This window comes from Nostoc sp. NOS(2021) (assembly GCF_017115025.1).
Taxonomy (GTDB): domain Bacteria; phylum Cyanobacteriota; class Cyanobacteriia; order Cyanobacteriales; family Nostocaceae; genus Nostoc.
Genome location: NZ_JABXKM010000332.1, coordinates 1 through 19,419 on the forward strand (window position 1 = coordinate 1; position 19,419 = coordinate 19,419).

The following is a 19,419-nucleotide window of genomic DNA, read 5'->3' on the forward strand; positions in this document are numbered from 1 at the left end:
GAATAATAATTCTTAACTAATGACTAATGACTAATGACTAATGACTAATGACTATCATCAATGGGGTTATTGCCAAAAACTGTTTCATCATCGACATCATCATCATCATCATATAAATCTACTGGTAAAATTGTGCCTTCGCAGCTTTCAATTAGTCCGATCGCCGGGGTTTTGTCCCAATTAACACCCGTGTTTGACGGGATTATTACGGTGTTTAAGAAGGGCTGCTGCGATCGCAAATGTTTCAGTCTTTGAAACGACTCTTTGGAGAACAAAGCACCATTATCAGTGGCCAATTTTTTGCCAGCCTCAGTGAGAATGGCATCAAATAAGCAGGTGTTGGTGAGATTCGCTGAATTAAGATTTGTCCTCATCAGGTTTGCCTGTTGTAGGTTTGCGCCCGTAAGGTTTGCCTGTTGCAGGTTTGCGCCCGTAAGGTTCGCCTGTTGCAGGTTTGCGCCCGTAAGGTTCGCCTGTTGCAAATTGGCTCCAGCCAAATTCGCCCCCATTAACTCGGCATTGGATAAGTTTGTCTGTTCAAGATTTACCCCAGTTAACATCACTTGCAACAAAGAGGCTCCCGATAAGTTGAGTCCAGCCAGAGACTTGATTCGGGTTGCGAAGGCACTTTTATGCAAAACCGTTGTTCTAGCAATCAGGGCACTTAGCGCCTCTGGATTGAATTCTGCCAAATTCCCTGGATTACCACAAGGCCAAAAAGGAACTTTTGTTTCTCGGTAGCAAGCACAAAGCAATAAAAACACATTCAGTCCCACAGCAGCATTCACCTGTTCAACATTCACAGGGTTTTGCAGTGCGTGAAAATGAGTCAAAGCTTTGTGGACTATCCCTTCATCTAACCAACGTCCTTGACAGTAAGCACGCCAAAAAGACAAAAGACGTTGAAACAAAACTTCAAACGAAAACTTGTGCTTTTGCTGCCGGCGCAATCTGGCGATCGCCAGTTCTTCAATTTCTGGGCTAAGTATCCCGTAACCTAGTAAATTGTAAATATGCTGGGCGACGCTACTGGGAGAATCAAGCACAAAACTGAGCGTACCATAAGCCTCATCCTGGTACTGAGTCAGAGATTTAAGTTGGGCAGCAATAGCTGACGCACAAAGAGATTCTCCTAACTTAGTATGCGAAAACTCAATTAAACTACTTTGTGCTGTGCTTTCTAAATCCCGAATTTTAAAGTAAAATCCTGGTAAAGTATTAGATTCCTCAGCCAAATTAATTTGATGACGTTGCGATTGTAAAATTTTCAGAGCGATCGCTTGCATCTGATCAAGTAAATCTTGGGGATGACGACCAGCGAGTAAATTAGCGATCGCTTCTGGAGTCCGGTGGATATGAGCCGATCCTGAGCGCAGTAGCATCGTCTTAATACCGCCAATTAGCGGATAGCCCAACAACCATCGACTCAGGCGATGATAAATTTCCCATAACAGAGAAGACTTTTGAGTATTAGCAGCTAACTGCAATAGTTGATCATCTAGCAGTCCGTCGCGGTGCAAAATGCCCAATAAATGCAGCATTAGCGGTTGACGGACAAGGGCAGATATTTCTGTTAACTTTGATTGGCTGGCAAATAAGCCTGCCTTTTTTAAGAATGTAAAGAAATTTTGAGCGATCGCCAACGATTGCACTTTTGCCCACTGCTGAAACCATTGTTTGAGTTCGTCCGCATCCAACGGCTGAATTATAATTCGCCTCAACAATTGCGGTAGTTCCGAGACGATTTCCGGTAACGTCGTTGAGCGACTCGTCAACACAATTTTGTGTCGGTGCTGAGATTGAAAGTTCAGTAATTGCTGAATAAAAATTGCTTGTGCCCTTATACCCTGAGCAGAAGGCGGTAGTTCATCCAGACCATCCAACAGCAACAGACAAGGGAGATTTTCTTGCTCTAACCAAGTGGAAAGATTAACAGGAAAGGCAGAATTTAGGGTTTCGATTAAAGTTTTACCATATTTTACATCCCGTAACCTAATTAATATCGGCATCCAAGTAGGGTAAAATTCCTGTGCTACCTGTGCTGCCCAAAGTTGGCAAAAACTAGTTTTTCCATAACCAGGTTCCGACTCAATGATCGCGATCGTTTCTAAATCAGTTAGCTGTTGCTGCGCCCATGTCTTTAAATCAACTGGCTTAATAGCTTTTTTATCCTGCTCAGAAATACTTTCCTCTATTGGTAAGCCTTTTTGTGGCACATAGATATCCTTAAGGGCAAAGGATTCCATGAGCAACGGCATACTCAGATTTTTAATCAAGCTTGCACGATAATGTTCTCGGTGCAAATCAATTTTCTCACCGACTGTAGAACCAACTTCTGGGGTGAGCAAACTGGGAGATAATGAAATCCCCAACCGGAAAAATTTTTGCAGTTGCGCTAAAGGTGCGGCATTTTCGGTAACGACTACCAGTAAGTTACCAGGAAGTGAGTTGACCAAACGCTGTGTTAGGAGTTTAGCTTCAGCTTCCTCTGCACCATTGGCAACTAACCAAGCTATGACAGCGTTATTTATTTGTTGCACCAGTAATGAATCTGCTACTAAAGATAATGCTTGTTCCGCTTGAGTGTCAGTCAATTTACCTGGGCTGAGAGTTTTCAGCAATCCTTGCAATTGCGGATCTTGGAGGATGAGTTTACCTACGTCCTCTTTAAGTATGTGTGGTTGAATAGGTATACTTGCCCGGTCTAGCCACGGTCTTTGCAGGCTTGCTTCCTGCTCTAAAATTGCTTGCAAAGCCTGAAGATAGGCAATTTGAAACGCTAGCCACGTCCCTTCGTTACGTTTTAATGGTTTTTTTTGGCTGAGGTTACGCAACAGGTTTTCTGTCAACTGGGAAATGACACTGATTTCTTCCCAAACAACACCTAAAGGCAGTTCTAAAACCTCTACCAAGGTACAAATGTCAAAAGGCATGAGGCTTTTGACTTCCATATCCTGAACAATACGGTAGGCAATACCTGCCAATTGCCCCGGTGAAAATCCGCTGATTTGATTGATTGCGATCTGGCGTTCTGCCAACCAGTGCCGAATACTCAGGTTCATTTAATTACACAGTGAAGGCTGTTTATGGCAATTATGATCGATTTATCAGTTTGCGAAAACAGGTAACAATGGGGAAGACAAAGTTTTGTATCAAAGCTGTTTTCTGATTGCTAAAAAACAGTGCTTGTGTAATTGAGTGGACTATGAGCGATCGCCCGATAAAATTATTGTTAATCGACCAAGACCCGATTTTTCGTCTGGGATTACAGATAGCCCTAGAAGCAATTCCTAACCTAGAAGCGATCGCAGTGGTAGAAACCAACATCGGCGCCTTGCAGATTTTAGCAGAAATTGCCCAACAAGACCCTAATCAAGTAAATTTGGTGGTTTTGGAATTAGGTAATGGTCGCTCCACTACCAGTCAACAGCTAGGTTTACAATTCTGTCGGCAACTCAGAGCCTTATATCCCAACCTGCCAATTTTGCTCCTCAGTTCTGTGCAAGAACAAGGACTGCTATTGGCTGCGAAATCTGTTGGTGTAAATGGCTACTCCCCCAAAGGCACACCACTTCCTGAGTTAGTCACCGCCATACAAGAAGTTGCAGATGGTGGTTCCTATTGGTTTCAGGACACGGAAGCAATAATAACTCCTCACTCTCTGTACGGGTTTAGCAATGCTAAACCCCTACTCCCCACTCCCCACTCCCCACTCCCTTTCTCCAGACTGCGAAATAATTTACGTTTGTCAGGAATTACTAACATTGACGCTACCCTAGCCGCAGTAACAGCACAATTACAAGTTCCCGGACTACCAATATTAGATCGAGCAATTCTAGCTGGACGGCGGCGAGAACTGCTAGCGGCTCGTTGGTTGCTAAATCGGTTGTTGGTTTTATCACAAGAAAGGCAAGAGGAAGATATTCCTGCTGATGAGCCGCCTTTGACTCCTTCATTGAGTAGTGCCATTCAACAAAGGCAAACTGTGTCACCTTTACTTAGTCCGGGAGCGCTACAATCTGACTTGTTTGCATCTTGTGTTACCAAACTTCAATTTCCTTTACGAAATGTCACAGATGTACCTTTAGAAATTGACATCTTTCGTGAAGATAAAAAACGGGAATTACTTTATCTGATCCTGCAAAAATTGGCTGAACAGTTGGATGAACTGCGTGCTTCTCAAGTAGAGATAAATCAATTATCCGAAGTAAAAAATACCTTAATACGCGATTTATGGCAAGCAGCAATTACAGATTTTTTTGGAAAATTTTCTCGGATAAAAATAGGGGATAAAAATATAGAAATTGTTAATTTTTTGCTACAAAATCTAGAGGTTGTACAAATAGATATTCTCAATAAAATTCCGCTAGTTTGTGAGTTGTATTCTTATTTACTATTTCAAACAGAATTGAACATTGATAATGCCTCCTATCCAGTAGTGAGCGCTGAAGCCAAGTCCCAAGCGTTAATGATTTTAGAGAACTTGTTGATTCAGGTAGCGAATGGCGTTGTGCAACCACTACTAAATTCTTTAGCAGATGTAGAAGAGATTAAGCAAAACTTTTATGGGCGGCAATTAATTTCTACAAGAGAGATTGAACGGTTTAGAAATGATTTGTCGTGGAAATATCGGTTAAAAAATTATATAAATGAGCCAAAAGCAGTTTTTGAAAGTCGCTATGAGCTATTTGTAATTGCGCCTCGTGGCATTGCCAAAACTTCAGTTTATGCTCCTCGAAATCAGGAGTTAGAAAAACTTTCTAATATTCCTTTAGTAGTGACATTGCTCCTAGAATTTAGTGATGCGATCGCACCGCGTTTAAAATCACTATTAGCTTTTGTAGGTAGCGGTATAGTCTTCATCCTTACCCAAATAGTTGGTCGGGGTTTAGGTTTAATCGGTCGTGGTATTCTTCAAGGTATTGGCAGCGTATCGTTAGTAGAAAAAAACTTGAGACGAAATAGCGATCGACCTAAATGAAGAAGCAGAGGGTAAATCACAAATGATATCATGTCCGGGCAATTAAGCATAATACCCGGAACCCCACCCCGCCAAAGCTGCGCTTGAGCTAACCTCCCCGCAGGCTCTTAGGGGTTGGGGGTGGGGTTCTTTTATTACGGGTAATTTGGCGGACATGATATGACAAATGATTTTATCGGGCTAGCAATTTCTTATGTTTACGCTACTAGTCTGCTTGTCATTGGCGAGGGACTGCGTAGGCTGTTTGGTGTGAAGCCGGATTTGACCCGCAAAGTGATTCATATTGGTGCAGGGATGTGGGTTTTTGGTGTCCTGCTGCTGTTTAACCACTGGGAAATCGGAATTATACCTTTTGCTACCTTTATCGGACTCAACTACCTGTTATACCGCTACCGAATCATTGGTGCAATGGATACCCAAGATAGCTCACCTGGTACAGTTTATTTCGCTATTTCAGTGACGCTGTTGTTCGGGCTACTGTGGCGACCAGACGGGCCAATAGATGGCGCTGCGATCGCTGTTGCTGGGATAATGGCGATGACCTGGGGTGATGCACTAGCAGCATTAATCGGTAGACGCTTCGGACAGCATAAATACCAAGTGGGAAATTCTGTGCGTTCCTGGGAAGGTTCAGCAGCAATGTTTGTAGCGAGTACAGTAGTGATTTTCTTAGTGCTGTTGCTGCTACCTGGTTCGTCGCTGAGTCCCCTAGCAACACCTTTAAGTTTAGGATGGGCTTTGTTGACGGCAGTGCTAACTGCGACTTTCGCCACTCTAGCAGAGGCAGTCTCGCCACACGGCACAGATAACCTCAGCGTACCTCTAGTAGCGGCTGGGGTAGTGTGGATAATTATGCAGGGATTTTAAGATTGCCTCGTTCCCAGTCGGAGACTGGGAATGCCTACCAGGTGGGCTGCCGCCTCTTTGATTAGCGGCAGAGCCACTTTGAATTACATTTCCAGGTAGAACCTGGAAACGAGATTTTACTCCCCACTCACAAATTCCAATTGCGGCGGAAATGGAAGAAGCCTTCTAAAAACTCTTGCAAAGCAATATTGCTATTTAACTTTTGCTTACTCCACTCTCTTGCAGTTTGTTCCAGAATTTCTGAGAAACTAGGATAGACGGGAGATAAATTTGCTAAATCTTTGACTTTAATTTTTTGTGATATTGCTAAGGCAATCAAATTAATTAATTCTCCAGCTTCTGCCCCCAATATCGAAGCCCCCAAAATTTCCCCGTTGCGTAGGACAATTAATTTACACATCCCAGTGGTTTCGTCCCGAAGTTGGGCTGCTGCCACTGTTTTAAAATGCTGTCGCAAAACTAAAACTTCATCTCGACCAAATTGGCGTTTTGCCTGGGCTTCTGTCAAACCCACTTGCGCCACCATCGGCACAGAAAATATTGCCCAAGGAATGGAGTGATAATTTACTCGTAACCTGGGGAAAAAGAGTGCATTGTTCAGGGCAATTTTTGCTTCATAATTAGCGATATTGGCAAAGTCGTAACCACCAATTACATCACCACAAGCGTAAATACGGTGGTTAGTGGTTTGCAGTTTATCATTTACCACTAAGCTACGCCGATGCCATTTCACACCTACCGTTGCTAAATTTAGGGATTCAATATTTGGCTGTTGTCCAGTTACTACTAAAATTTCATCAGTTTCAATCGCCTTATCTCCTGCTTGAATCCACTTTTTATCCTCAATTAGCCTCACCTGAGTTACTGGTTTTTCGGTGAGGACGCGCACACCTTCAACTTCCAACTGCGCCTGAAGCAATATGGCTATCTCAGGGTCAAGATGCGGGAGAATATATGGATGCTTGACTACCAACGTCACACTGCAACCAAACCGCGCTAAAGTTTGAGCAATTTCAATGCTTTGGGGAATTCCGCCGATAATTACCCAATTTTTGGGTAATGTCGCTCCCTGTAAAGATTGCCAAATATTAGAAAGGGTTAGATAGCCAGTAGTATGTAATCCTTCAATCTCTGGAATTTCTGAGCGTGAACCACTGGCCAGCAAATAGGTACGGGCGCGTAGTAGGCGATTGTTAACGACAAAAACCAGTTGGGGTGAAGATTGAAATTGACCACTGCCAACGATGACATCGACTCCCCGCGCGGCTAGGATGGCTGGAGAATGCTGTTCTTTGATATTTGAGGCGACGCATTGAGCATACAGCATCGCTTCTTGCCTGGCCATAGATATATGGCATTCTTCTGAGGTATCAGTGTGTGTGGCATGAATACCAAAACCAGCGGCATCATTCAACTTCTGCGCCAGCTTACCAATTTCGGTAAGAGCATGGTGATGAGTAAACCCGTAGTCTACTTTGGGTTCCACCAGGGCAACTGTAGCACGTAGTTGGGTTGCAGCAAGGGCAGCGTAGTATCCAGCAAGACTGCCGCCAATAATTACAACATCGTAGTCAACGGTCACGTGAATTTAGAGTTAGGAATTAGGAATTAGCAGTTAGAAATTAGCAGTTAGGAATTAGAGGTTAGGAGTTAAGAATTAAAACCCTTCTTCAACTTATAACTCCTAACTTATAACTTATAACTCCTAACTCTCTTTTAGCGCTGTTAGTAAGCGTTGGTTATCGGATTGAGAACGTACAGCAACCCGGAAAAAGCGATCGCCTAGTTCTTTAAAGCTAAGGCAATCGCGGATTAAAATCTGGTGATGCTTGAGTAATTGTTGCTGTAACTGCGAAGTAGATTCTTGGGACTCAACCAGTAAAAAGTTAGCAGCACTTGCTTGGGGTTGCAATCCGGGGATTTTAGCTAAACCCTGAAAGAGTTGGTTTCGTGCAGGTGGTAGCCATGCCCAGGTTTGCTGCTGAAACTCCGTATCTTGGAGTGCCGCAATTGCCGCCGCCGCCGCTAGCGTGTTCACAGGCCACGGATCACGCCATAGCTGCCATTTAGCTAGGCAGTCGGGGTGTGCGATCGCATATCCTAATCGCAGTCCTGGGAGACTGTAAAATTTGGTCAGCGATCGCAATACTACTAAATTCGCATATTCCTGTACCACCGGAATCAGGCTTTGTTCCTCATTAGGCGGCACAAAATCCATAAATGCTTCATCCACCACAACCAAAGCAAATTGCTCCAGGTAGGGCAAAATAGAGTCCCGTGAAAATAGCTTTCCGGTTGGGTTGTGGGGATTATTCAGCAATAATCCTTTGTCCTTTGTCAATGGCAAATGACCAATGACTAATGACCAATGACCACTGACTAATGACAAAGGACACTCCAGCACATTAGCGTTATACGCTGCCAAGGTTCGGTAGTAGTCGCCAAAGGCTGGAGTTATTAAAATTGTCGCGGCTAATTGAGCTAATTCCCTACCGATTAAAGTGAGTAATTCTGCGGAGCCGTTACCCGGCAGAATCCACTCAGGCGGCAGTTGATGGAAGTGACTGAGAGCTAGTCTCAGTTCACTATAATTTGGGTCTGGATAGTGCTTAAGATTACCAATTTGGGACTTAATAGCAGCGATCGCGCTATTTGGAGGCCCCAACGGGCTGATGCTAGCAGAAAAATCCAGAATAGCATCAGGGGGACAGCCAGCCAGTGCTGCTGCCCAGGCTAAATTTCCCCCGTGTGCAGGTTGCCGCATTAAAAAAGGGTTCCCGAAGACAGAACCTATGCTTTTGGGGGTGCTACCTTTTCTCTAAACAGTTTTCCTGCCGAGAACGCAGGAACCCTCGTCGCTGGAATTTCCATCTTTTCATTTGTTTTCGGGTTGCGACCTTCGCGGGCTTTACGTTCCCGTGATTCAAATGAGCCAAATCCCACCAACGTTACCTTATCACCAGAGGAAACGGCTTCAATAATCGTTTCCAAAGCGGCAGTTAAGACTTGATCCGCTTGTTTCTTGGTAACACTAGCCTTTTCAGCTACGGCATCAACTAATTCACCTTTGTTCATGTCAAACTCCTGAAGGTTTACTTGAGATTCTTTACGGATGTAAATTAATACATCAGTACTGGAATTTCGGTTCGCGGAAATACAAAAATCATCCTTTAGGAGTACTTTTACTCAAAATGGCTGTACATCCTATCGGCTCGACTTTTCAATGAATCATTCTAAGGTGTTGTAGCCTGATGTGGATAGATGAAACCATTAATTTATATAGATTTCAGGATTTTTTATAATTTTAGGGTGTTGTTTCACTAAAAACCACCCCAAAAATAGGAAGAAATACTTAGTAAAAACTGCGTAGGCGCAGCCCGCCGCACGCATCACGAAGGAAACAGGGGAGTGGGGAGATGAGAGATGGTTAGTGTTTGTTGGGATTAATTACCAATGTTGAAGAGTTATTGCTGAGATTAACCAATTTTTAGAAAAATAGTCATAAGTTCGGTAAATATCTCGTCCTGCCTTAATATCAAAACACGAATATTAGCTCTAAGAGCGATGTCTGATACTATTTCACGAAATCTTTGTTACAGATACATCAGTAGGGGACTAAGTAAGTGGGCGTGAATAATTAAAGGTTTGTAGTAAGGGCTGGAGGCGCTTACTACGAGCAAATTTAACTAATTTTACATTGCGTAACATGGTTTAATTTATTCTTGCCCACTTACTTACATCTGTACATGCGTGTCAACTTAACAATCGGCGGTTAGAAACCGCACGCCAGTCACCTCAACGGGGGAAAATACGCACAGCGCTGGCTCTAAGTTGACACGCATAACAGACAAGCCTGGATGTCTTCTGGCTCTAAATGAGGAAAATCTTCTAAAATTTCGGCTGGACTCACATTTTCAGCCAGCATCTCCAAAATGTCACTCACACGGATTCGCATTCCCCTAATCTGCCTGACAAGATATTCCTAAATCTGCCGAATTTCAGCTTGAAATACCTCTCGGTCAGTCTCCGCATTTTGGATGGAGTGCATCACGATATCTGTAAGGCTGCTAACATCCTTAGTTAAGCCATCAACTTGTCCGGCCAGTTGAGCGATCGCTAAGGTGTTAGATTGCTGCTGTTGGACTACTTGTAGCAGAAACTATTTACGACGCGGAAAATATTATACCTGGTTTTGTACTCAAGATACAGCGAATTTGGTAAAAGTTGACATTTAAACTTAATCCTACTCGTGAACAAGAAGACCTCCGATTTCTTAAAGAAGTCGGGGATCTGAGCCTTTACCAGAGGTGACTCACCTACCCATTATCTTTGTTACCTGGCAGGAAGCTTCAAGCCTCGACGCTCAAGGATTTGCCGCACTTCTGGGCTGGGGGTGTAGTTATAGCCATAGGAGGAGTTCTGAGAGTCATCCATGATTTGAGGTGTGAGTAATACAATCACCTCATTGCGCTGGTTGGATCTGTTTGTACTTCTAAACAGCGCACCAATCAGTGGGAGATCACCCAAAATAGGAATCTTGGAGATAGTTGATCGGTCTTGGTCTTGAATGATGCCTGACAGAATGAGCGTTTGACCATCTCGTAAGCGAATTAAGCCAGAAGTAAGGGAGCGCTGAGACACTAAAGTAATACTTCCATTTCCTGTATCTGCTGTGCCTGAAGGAGCGCTGACAGTAGGAGCAACCGATAGAGAAACGAAACCATTATCGTCAATCCGCTCAATTTTCACACTCAAGGTTAAGCCAACTGCTTGTTTCGTAATTGTTCTATCTGTCCTAGAACCACCAGAAGTATCCGTTGTTTGGAGGGTTATATTTCCCACCACTTCTTGAGTCAGGTTGATAAGAGCCTGCTGACCTTCTTGCACAATTAAGGTTGGATCGGTCAAAATCTTGGCATTGCCATTTGTAACTTGAGCTTGCAAGCTAGTGAGAAGACGTTTGGGAAATTGGTATAGACTTGGCAAGCCGTATGTGGTTGTTGCAGCGGTGGTCGCTGTTGCTGGTGTAAATGCTGTGATACCTGGTTGTAGAGGATTAGAGCTTGCGCCAGCAGTAGCTGTTGGACTAACAAAAATATTTGTGGCACTAAGTGGATTAGTGGCTGTAGGTGTACTAGTCACACTGCTTCTCGCTTCAGCACTAGTAACTGGCCTCGAACCGCCAAAATTCAGAGATGCTGCACCACCATCATTGCTAAAGTAGTTGTTACCGATCCCAAAGGAAAAGCTAGTGTTGTAGTCCTGGGTGTTATTGAGATTAACATCGATAATCTTGACGTTAACTACCACTTGACGACGGCGGATGTCAAGCTGAGTTAGTTGAGCCATCGCCATCTCAACTAGCCTGGGAGTACCAATTAAGGTTAGAGAATTAGTGCGCTCATCTCCTAATGCCTGTAAACCTCTCAGTAATGGGCTAGAGTCTGTAAAAGTAACGCGTTGAGTTTCAACTCTGTTTTCTATGGTCGTCTGAGTTTGGGTGATGGGAGCAGATGCATTACCCACAGCCACAGCACTAACACTGGTAACTTGTCGTTCACGGCTGACGGCACTTTCTGCTCCCAAGCCGACCAAAAAGTTCAGGGCGACTCCCACTGTCACCTGATTTAGTCGCAGGTTACGCATAACCAAATCACGGGTCGCATTAGGTAGTTTAGCCCCTACAAAAACTGTCCGACTACTGCGATTAGCTTCTAGACCACTCAAGCGCAAAACGTAGTTAAACACATCTTGCACTGGCTCGTTTTCTATATCTAGGGAGATTGTTTGAGAGGTTGCTGGTGCAGCACCACCTTGCTGTCCTCCAGCAGCTTGCTCACCTCCCACGTAAGCCAAGTTCAAACCAGCAGCACGGGCAAGCAATGACAAAACCTCACGCACCGGGGCATCTCGCAGTACTAGGCGGGGTACGCGTTCCTGAGTTCCCAAGTCAACTGTGCTAGGAGAAGCATCAGTATTGGAAATAGCAATATCTCCCACTGGTGGGGCGACAGCTCTAGGCAAGAAAGGTGGAGCCTGACTCAGAGGTTGACCTGGCCCAGCAGCTTGTGCAGGTTGTCCGTCAATCGTGATTTGCGGGTTGGGAACGAGAACATCTGGCTTTTGACCAGGTTGGGCTGGAGTAGTAGCAGGCGGTGCTGTGGATGTTGACGCTGTTGGCGTTGGTACTGATACTGTAGTGCCTGCGGATGGGCTAAAGCTGAGTGTAATTCCATTTAGCGATCGCACCACGGGTTGACTGCTAGGTGTGTTGTTACTGCCAGTGACCGTCACTCGGATGCTATTGGCATCAAGCTGACTAACCTCCACAGACGCAATTCCTGGTGCTGGGCTATCTTGACGAAAACTATTACCTTGTGGTAATCGTAATTGAGTATTGATAATATCTGCGACTAAAGCCTTGCCTCTTTTTGTAGTGAAAACTTGGGGGCGCGACCCTGAAGAAGTTTTCAAAGTAACACTAATTCCACCATCAACTGGATTTAACTGGACATTAGTAACTTGACTAATTTGTGCCCAAACTGGTTGAGCTGCCAAAAATATAAAAGCGGTAGCACCCAATATAAAACTATTACCGTGAAGCTGTTTCACAGTTCATTCCTCACCTTATAAAACCTTGTTTACAAACAATTTTTGGGTAGTTACACCCCTATTTAGTTAAAAGGGCGGTTAGAAACCGCACGCCAGGTGAGAAGACCGCGCTGGCTCCCCAACGCACTGGCTTGTCTACACGAGGCAAAACCCACGGAGGTGGGTTTCAAACCCTCAATTGTTCCTTAGTCCGGCGGAGAGAGAAGTCTGAGCTAAGGCTTGCGGCGCTCAGAACTTCTCCGAAGGGAGACGCTGCGCGAACGAAGCGGACTTCGTTTGTATAGCCGCGAATTCTATTCGCCCTGGCTGGCTCTAAGTTGACATGCATGACAACTGTGCTACCCTATTTAGGACTGTTCACTATTACTTTTTCGGGGCAGCTTTAGCTGCTGCTGCGGCTATTTCTTCTGGACTAAGTGGCATCAATACCTGTAACTGGAATGATGTATTAATCGCTGCTGGGCCTACCTGCATCGGCGTTTTATCTAATGGGGATCTTGACTCTACTGGAGCCAAAGTTACTTGATAATCTTTAACTATTAACAAAGGCTGTAAACGCTCAATGTTACGAATTATCGATTGTGTTTGCTCATAAGTTCCTGTAATTTCGGCATTGATACTGCTGCGTTGCAGCTTGCCATTAACCAATAGTCCTAGACTTCCATCGATAATCGGTTCTGGTTTTGGGGAAACTGGCACAAATTTCTTCAGTTTGGCTCTCACTCCATTAATAGAAGTTCGAGTATTGCCAGACTCAATCAAGCGGTTGATATCCAACAGCAATGTATCCAAGGTTTTTTCGTTAGCAAATAAACCTAAAACCTGAACTTTTTGCTGCTTTGCCTGCGCTAGCTCGTCTTTAACTTTGTCAATCTGTTTGATATTGGCTTTTTTTTGCTCAATTTGCGCTTGCAGTTCTGAGGTTTTTGCTTGCTGCTGCTGATAGCTTTCCCAAGCTGGCATCAGCAGGTTTAACAATATGTAACCTGCTCCCGCTAAACCAATTACCCCCACCAAGATCCCAATAATTTTTGGTGTGAAGGCAATACCAAATATCACGGGGGACGCTGGTGTTGCCTGATCGAATTCCCCACCATGTTCGGCAAAATTTAAATCATCACTCAGCGTCATTTTGGAATGACTCCTGTTTGTTGCATACTACGAATTCGAGTCACTAACCCCACTGTGCCTTTTTTTTCCAACTCCTGGATTAATTCCGAAGCTGGAACATCGCTCATGCTCGATTGAATAGTGTATTTCACTACTTGGGGTGGCTTAATTATTACACCAGTAGTAGGTTGACCCGCACCTGGCGGTAAGGGAGCATCTACTAAGGTTGCTGTCAAAATTCTGCTTTCTGTGGACTTTAAGAACTGAGACTGTTGTAAAATCAATAAGAAATCATTGACATCGTTAAAAGAACGAGCCAATCCGTTAATTTCTAATCCCCCAGCGGGATTGTTTGGTGGCTGACCTACCACTGCCGGAACGGGTGGGATTTGCTTGATGTTCTCGATTTGCACTGCCGCTGGGGTGCGATCGCGCAAATCTTGCAGCATTGCTGACCAAGGACGAATCTGGTCAAATACACTAACTAAAGCTTGGGTTTCCCCTTTAATTCCATTCGTCTCGGCTTTGATTTTGGTAATATTTCCTATTTCTGTATCTAACCTCTTGCTTTCTTGGTCTAGTTGTGCTACGGTACCCTCTAATTCCACAATCTTCCCTTGCAAAAACCACCAAGCAACTCCCAATAAAACTGGAAGACCTACACCCAGTCCAACTCCCACATACACTGGTATTAAATTCCCCGCAGGAAAGTTTAGGGCTATTCCTCCCTTTCTCTCAGGCTTTTTCTGAAATGCTGGGCGGTCTTTAAGAAAGTTAACATCTAGGCTGTACATTCTGTTACACCTCCCGCATTCCTAGACCAAGTACGATCGCCAAGCCAGAGCGTTGTACCTGTGGATATTTTTCAGTGTCAACTTCTAAGGACAAAGACCCGATTGGATCTATTTGGGTAGTTGGCAAGCTCAATCGTTGGGTAAAGAATTCATCTAGCTGTTGGAGTCCACCTCCTGGCCCAGCTAATAAAATCTGCGCTACCTCCAAATTTTCACTTTGATTGAGGTAAAAATCGATGGAACGGCGCAGTTCATCTGTTAGTTCTCCCAATACCCTCAATATGGCTGCCATACCAGGATTGAGTTCGGTGACGCCGGTTTTTCCACCGTCTATGGGAGTTGGGGGAATAATCATTCCGTGTAACAGTTCCATATCTCGTGACGTGGGTAAGCTCATTGCCCTTGCTAAGGCAGTTTGCATTTGATAAGTCCCGATTGGGACTGTGCGCGAAAATTGTGGCACTCCGTTAACGATGATGGCGATTTCCGTACTGTCGAACTCTATATCAACTAGTACTGCTGCTTCTTGCGGCCCAAATTGTCGCAGCTGATCGCGAATAGTCCGAATCAGAGCAAAACTGTTAATTTCTAAAACATCAATTTGTAATCCTGCCTGCTCGAATGTACTTATATAGGTATCCGTTATCTCCTTGCGGGTGGCAACTAGGAGTACGTGTACTTTTTCAATGCCATCTTCATCTACAAAGTAGTCAAGTTTCTGATAATCTACATCAGCCTCTTCACGAGGATAGGGTAGATACAAACCTGCTTCATGGTTTAGCACCATTTCTCGTAGTTCTTTGTCATCTAACTCCGTTGGCATCGGTATTATCCGAACGATGGAATCTCGCCCCGGTACACCAGTAGCAACGCGAGAAGTTTTGATTTTGCTCTCAGCTAGCGCCTGCTGGATTAATTCCGCCATTGCTGCGGGGTCGCTGATTTGACCATCGGTAACTATGCCTTCTGGAACTGCTACCGATGTAAAGGTTTCTAGTTTCAAGCCTTGACCCTGCTTGCGTAGCTGAACTATATTTACCCGTTCGGGAGCAAGTTCAATGCCAACCCCTTTATTCGATTTGCCAAACAGACCATTGAACTTTTTTGCCACAAGTTCAATGCCGGCCCCTTTATTCGATTTGTCAAACAGACTAGTGAAGCTTTTTACCACAGTTGTGCCCGCTGGACTGCTAAATTGGAAATTTAAATGATACTAAAAGATGGACTTTGTGCTAGGTAATTTATTTAGCCTATAATCTCGACAATTCTGCCTAAGCTTTTCACACTGAGCAAGCGTAAAAATACTGGGAAAATGATTCAATTACGAAAATTTAAACAACTTGTTGCTTTGGCACTGCTTGGCTTATTAACCAGTTGTATTGTAAGTTGCAGCACAGGTAATGTTGGTACAAGTACGAAACAAGCTACTTCAGGAGCGGCAACTGTTGAGTTTTGGACAATGCAACTCCAACCCCAATTTACTGACTACTTCAAAAGCCTAATTGCGAATTTTGAATCGCAAAATCCAGGTATAAAGGTTAACTGGGTTGATGTACCTTGGGCGGCGATGGAGAACAAAATTTTAACAGCTGTCTCAGCAAAAACGCCACCTGATGTAGTTAACCTCAATCCGGGTTTCGCTTCCCAACTTGCCGGACGAAATGCCTGGTTAGATTTAGATGCAAAAGTCCCAAACGATGTACGTTCCTCCTATCTGCCGAATATCTGGGAATCTTCTACGCTCAATGGCAAGAGTTTTGGGATTCCCTGGTATCTCACCACACGGCTAACCATTTATAACACTGATTTATTAAAACAGGCAGGTATCAATAAACCACCTGCAACCTACGCAGAATTGGCACAAGCAGCCCAACAAATTAAAGATAAGACTGGCAAATATGCCTTTTTTGTGACTTTCGTACCGCAAGATTCCGGGGAAGTGCTGGAATCTTTCGTGCAAATGGGAGTCACCCTAGTAGATGCTCAGGGGAAAGCGGCGTTTAATTCAGCACCAGGTAAGGCAGCGTTTCAGTATTGGGTAGACTTGTATAAAAAAGGGTTACTTCCTAAAGAAGCTTTGACCCAAGGACATCGCCACGCGATCGATTTATACCAATCTGGAGAGACTGTGTTTCTAGCTTCTGGGCCAGAGTTTCTGAAAACGATCGCTAATAATGCCCCGAAAATTGCTCAGGCTTCGGGAATAGCACCTCAACTCACTGGTGACACTGGCAAGAAAAATGTCGCGGTGATGAACATAGTTATTCCCCGCGATAGCAAACAACCAGACGGCGCTCTTAAATTTGCTTTATTTGTCACCAATGACGAAAATCAGTTAGCCTTTGCTAAAGCTGCAAATGTCCTACCTTCTACAATCAAAGCATTGTCTGATAGTTACTTTAAAGACGTTCCAGCTAATGCTTCCACAGTAGAAAAAGCGCGAGTTCTCAGTGCCAAAGAACTACAACATGCAGAAATATTAACCCCTACTTTGAAGGATTTCAATAAGCTGCAAAAGGCAGTTTACGAGAACTTGCAAGCAGCAATGTTAGGGGAAAAGACTGTAGATAAAGCTGTAGAAGATGCGGCGCAAGAGTGGAATCAAAGATAAATTTGGGCATTGGGCATTGGGCATTACTCCCTATTCCCTATTCCCTTTTTGTAAAAAGTCGCCTACTAAATAAAGGGAACCACACAAAACGATTAAATCGCCTGTGGTAGCGGTTGAGGTTGCGGTTTCGAGTGCTGTGAATAAATCTGGATGTATTTGGCGATCGCTTAATTCTGGACAGAGGCTATAAGCTAGGTTTGCTAATTCGTGTAGATCGGCGGAAGTTCGACCCGGCCAAGGTTCTACTAGTATTGGTACTAAATAAAGGCGATCGCCTGGTCGCAGCAAGGCGGTAAAAATATCAGTATGATCCTTATCGGAAAACATTCCCATAACCCAATTAACGGGCTTGTGGTTAACTGCGTCTAAGCTATCAATATATTGGCGAAGAACTTGGGCGGCGGCGGTATTATGAGCGCCATCAAGTAATAATTGATGGTTTTTCCAAGTAGTCCATTGCATCCGCCCCGGCCATTTAGTTTTTGCCATGCCGTTAATTATGACTTCTTCAGAAATCTGCCAATCTGATTGTTGGAGAATTTCTAAAGCAGCTAAAGCCAAAGCCGAATTAGTTAATTGAATCTGTCCCGCTAATGGCAAAGGGTATTTAATTAATTTTGAATTTTGAATAGTTTGATATTCTGCCCATCCTGATGCTAGTTGACGGGCGGGTTGAGGCGTAAAAATCGGGCATTGTAATTCTAAAGCACGCGATCGCACAACTTTCTCTGCATCCGGTGGCAATGGCCCAACCACAACGGGACATCCAGGTTTGAGAATACCTGCTTTTTCTCTAGCAATGTCAGCAACAGTCGGGCCAAGTTGCTGCCAGTGTTCCCGGCTGATCGAAGTGATGATCGTAACTAGGGGTTCCAAACAGACATTTGTCGCATCTAAGCGCCCTCCTAGTCCGACTTCTACCACAGCCACATCAACTTGCTGCTGGGCAAAATATAACCAAGCCGCTGCCGTAATTACTTCAAACTGAGTTGGTTTACCATACTTCTCCCATAAAGCTTGATCCCCCCTAACCCCCCTTAACAAGGGGGGAACATAACCCCCCTTTTCAAGGGGGGCTGGGGGGATCTCCTCGTCACCAGCACGAATTGCCGCTTGGACTTTTTCTAATAACTGACTCAATTCCTCTGAGGAAATTGGCTGTTCATTCAGACAAATACGTTCCGTCCAATCAACTAAATGGGGGGAAGTGTAGCGTCCTGTACGATAACCAGCCTCAGTCAGTACTGAGGAAAGATAGGCACAAACTGAACCTTTGCCATTAGTGCCAGCAACATGAATTACCGGGACTTGCTGATGGGGATTGCCAAGATTTGCCAATAGATTAACAATGCGATCGAGTCCCAAATGGACACCAAAGCGTTGCAGGGGTTGTATTACAGAATCGATATCCACAGAAGGGGCAGTAGGGAGTGGGGGACGACTGACAAATGACAAATAAAACCGACTGTCCCTGTAAATAGAAACAGTCGGTTGAAGATCGATGATATTGAGCCAAATTTAGGCTTCCTTGTCAAAAAAGCCTTGAACTTGTCTTAAAGCCGCAGCGCCAATATTAAACACTGCCCAGCTAGCAGCAATGGCTACTGGTGCTAAAACGATTGCTATACGGAAATCGATAGAATCCATATCTAGAACCTCTCTTTTAAGTAGAAATTAAAGTTTTATCAACTGCTGCTATACAAAACTTGATCTAACTTATTAAAAGCTAGTCATTCAACTAAAGTTTCCTTTCGAGGGTCTGCTTCTTGCTTCAACCAAGGAAGACGGCTTCTTCTTGTCCACAAGCGTAAATTCGGGTGTAGCCCACCCTATGTTTTAAACGAGTAGTTTTTTTTGAAGCTTTTAGTCATTGTTCAACCATTATTTTCAGCAGATTTAACAAACAGTGGACTCCCGTTTGACCTTTTTTAGAGGCTTGCTAGTAATGAACGCGACTGTGGTTTACAAACCAGAAAGGTTTAGGCTTGGTTTTCGGCATTAACCTGAGTATACCAGATGCAGAAAACACAATACATCGGAAAAACTTACTGAATTTTTAGAACTTTGACTAACCTGTATAAGGTTTATGACTTATTTAGTAACTCTCTCATTTTTATTTTTAGCTGAAGTGGGCAATTTTTCCCACCCTATATGTAAAGAATGTTTAAATTCTAGCTACCTCTCCCCCAGTCTTTTCTCCAATTTTGAATTTTGTTAGCGCAGCGTAAAGCCTTCTCTTCTCCCTTGGCGCTAGCCTCTCCCAATGTGAGAAGGGGAGACGCACTCGCGTCCCTTGAGGCAACGCATAAAGGCATATCTTCTCTTAGAGACGCACTCGCGTTCGCTTAGAGCGAGTCTGCGTACTCTGTAAGAGTTGCAAGCTACGCGCAGCGTCTCGTAGAGAGCGTCATTTTGAATTTTGAATTGATTTCTCCCCACTCCCT

At 44.2% G+C, this 19,419-nt stretch carries 14 protein-coding genes; 3 read left to right on the forward strand and 11 right to left on the reverse strand.

What is annotated here, in order from left to right:
• Window positions 1-44: 44 nt before the first annotated feature.
• Window positions 45-3,062 carry a pentapeptide repeat-containing protein gene (locus HWQ41_RS32500; RefSeq protein WP_292772114.1) on the reverse strand — a complete coding sequence of 1,006 codons (3,018 nt, stop codon included), beginning with the start codon at window positions 3,060-3,062 and terminating at the stop codon, window positions 45-47.
• Window positions 3,063-3,205: 143 nt separating this feature from the next.
• Between HWQ41_RS32500 and HWQ41_RS32505 the strand changes: the two genes are divergently transcribed.
• Together HWQ41_RS32505 and HWQ41_RS32510 are read left to right on the forward strand one after the other, a co-directional pair.
• Window positions 3,206-4,981, forward strand: a complete 1,776-nt coding sequence (locus HWQ41_RS32505; RefSeq protein ID WP_292772126.1) for a DUF3685 domain-containing protein — start codon at window positions 3,206-3,208, stop codon at window positions 4,979-4,981.
• A 159-nt stretch (window positions 4,982-5,140) separates the two neighbouring features.
• The gene (locus tag HWQ41_RS32510) at window positions 5,141-5,848 is read left to right on the forward strand and encodes a phosphatidate cytidylyltransferase (protein ID WP_292772115.1); all 708 of its coding nucleotides are present in this window, start codon (window positions 5,141-5,143) and stop codon (window positions 5,846-5,848) included.
• Window positions 5,849-5,975: 127 nt separating this feature from the next.
• On the opposite strand, the gene HWQ41_RS32515 is transcribed toward HWQ41_RS32510, so the two are convergent.
• The 8 genes from HWQ41_RS32515 to HWQ41_RS32550 all read right to left on the reverse strand — a co-directional run bounded on the left by HWQ41_RS32515 (window position 5,976) and on the right by HWQ41_RS32550 (window position 15,475).
• On the reverse strand, window positions 5,976-7,430 hold the full coding sequence (locus HWQ41_RS32515) for an NAD(P)/FAD-dependent oxidoreductase (protein WP_292772116.1): 1,455 nt from the start codon (window positions 7,428-7,430) through the stop codon (window positions 5,976-5,978).
• Between the two features lie 123 nt (window positions 7,431-7,553).
• A complete protein-coding gene (gene cobD, locus HWQ41_RS32520; protein WP_292772117.1) occupies window positions 7,554-8,612 on the reverse strand; it encodes a threonine-phosphate decarboxylase CobD in 1,059 nt (352 codons plus the stop codon).
• 26 nt (window positions 8,613-8,638) lie between these two features.
• Entirely contained in the window at window positions 8,639-8,923 is a 285-nt protein-coding gene (locus HWQ41_RS32525; RefSeq protein WP_292772118.1) for an HU family DNA-binding protein, read from the reverse strand.
• A 751-nt stretch (window positions 8,924-9,674) separates the two neighbouring features.
• On the reverse strand, window positions 9,675-9,812 hold the full coding sequence (locus HWQ41_RS32530; RefSeq protein WP_292772127.1) for a DUF433 domain-containing protein: 138 nt from the start codon (window positions 9,810-9,812) through the stop codon (window positions 9,675-9,677).
• A gap of 368 nt (window positions 9,813-10,180) precedes the next feature.
• A complete protein-coding gene (locus HWQ41_RS32535) occupies window positions 10,181-12,460 on the reverse strand; it encodes an AMIN domain-containing protein (RefSeq protein WP_292772119.1) in 2,280 nt (759 codons plus the stop codon).
• Between the two features lie 363 nt (window positions 12,461-12,823).
• A complete protein-coding gene (pilO, locus tag HWQ41_RS32540; RefSeq protein WP_292772120.1) occupies window positions 12,824-13,591 on the reverse strand; it encodes a type 4a pilus biogenesis protein PilO in 768 nt (255 codons plus the stop codon).
• Complete coding sequence (locus HWQ41_RS32545; protein ID WP_292772121.1) at window positions 13,588-14,364, reverse strand: PilN domain-containing protein; 777 nt, start codon at window positions 14,362-14,364, stop codon at window positions 13,588-13,590. The genes pilO and HWQ41_RS32545 overlap by 4 nt, the downstream gene beginning before the upstream one ends.
• Before the next feature lie 4 nt (window positions 14,365-14,368).
• Window positions 14,369-15,475 carry a type IV pilus assembly protein PilM gene (locus tag HWQ41_RS32550; RefSeq protein ID WP_292772122.1) on the reverse strand — a complete coding sequence of 369 codons (1,107 nt, stop codon included), beginning with the start codon at window positions 15,473-15,475 and terminating at the stop codon, window positions 14,369-14,371.
• Window positions 15,476-15,676: 201 nt separating this feature from the next.
• Here HWQ41_RS32550 and HWQ41_RS32555 point away from each other — a divergent pair, with 201 nt between their 5' ends.
• The gene (locus HWQ41_RS32555) at window positions 15,677-16,975 is read left to right on the forward strand and encodes a sugar ABC transporter substrate-binding protein (RefSeq protein WP_292772123.1); all 1,299 of its coding nucleotides are present in this window, start codon (window positions 15,677-15,679) and stop codon (window positions 16,973-16,975) included.
• A gap of 30 nt (window positions 16,976-17,005) precedes the next feature.
• On the opposite strand, the gene HWQ41_RS32560 is transcribed toward HWQ41_RS32555, so the two are convergent.
• Window positions 17,006-18,388 (reverse strand): folylpolyglutamate synthase/dihydrofolate synthase family protein, encoded by a 1,383-nt coding sequence (locus tag HWQ41_RS32560; protein WP_292772124.1) that lies wholly within the window; start codon window positions 18,386-18,388, stop codon window positions 17,006-17,008.
• 105 nt (window positions 18,389-18,493) lie between these two features.
• The gene (locus HWQ41_RS32565; protein ID WP_292772125.1) at window positions 18,494-18,622 is read right to left on the reverse strand and encodes a photosystem II protein Y; all 129 of its coding nucleotides are present in this window, start codon (window positions 18,620-18,622) and stop codon (window positions 18,494-18,496) included.
• Window positions 18,623-19,419 lie beyond the last annotated feature (797 nt).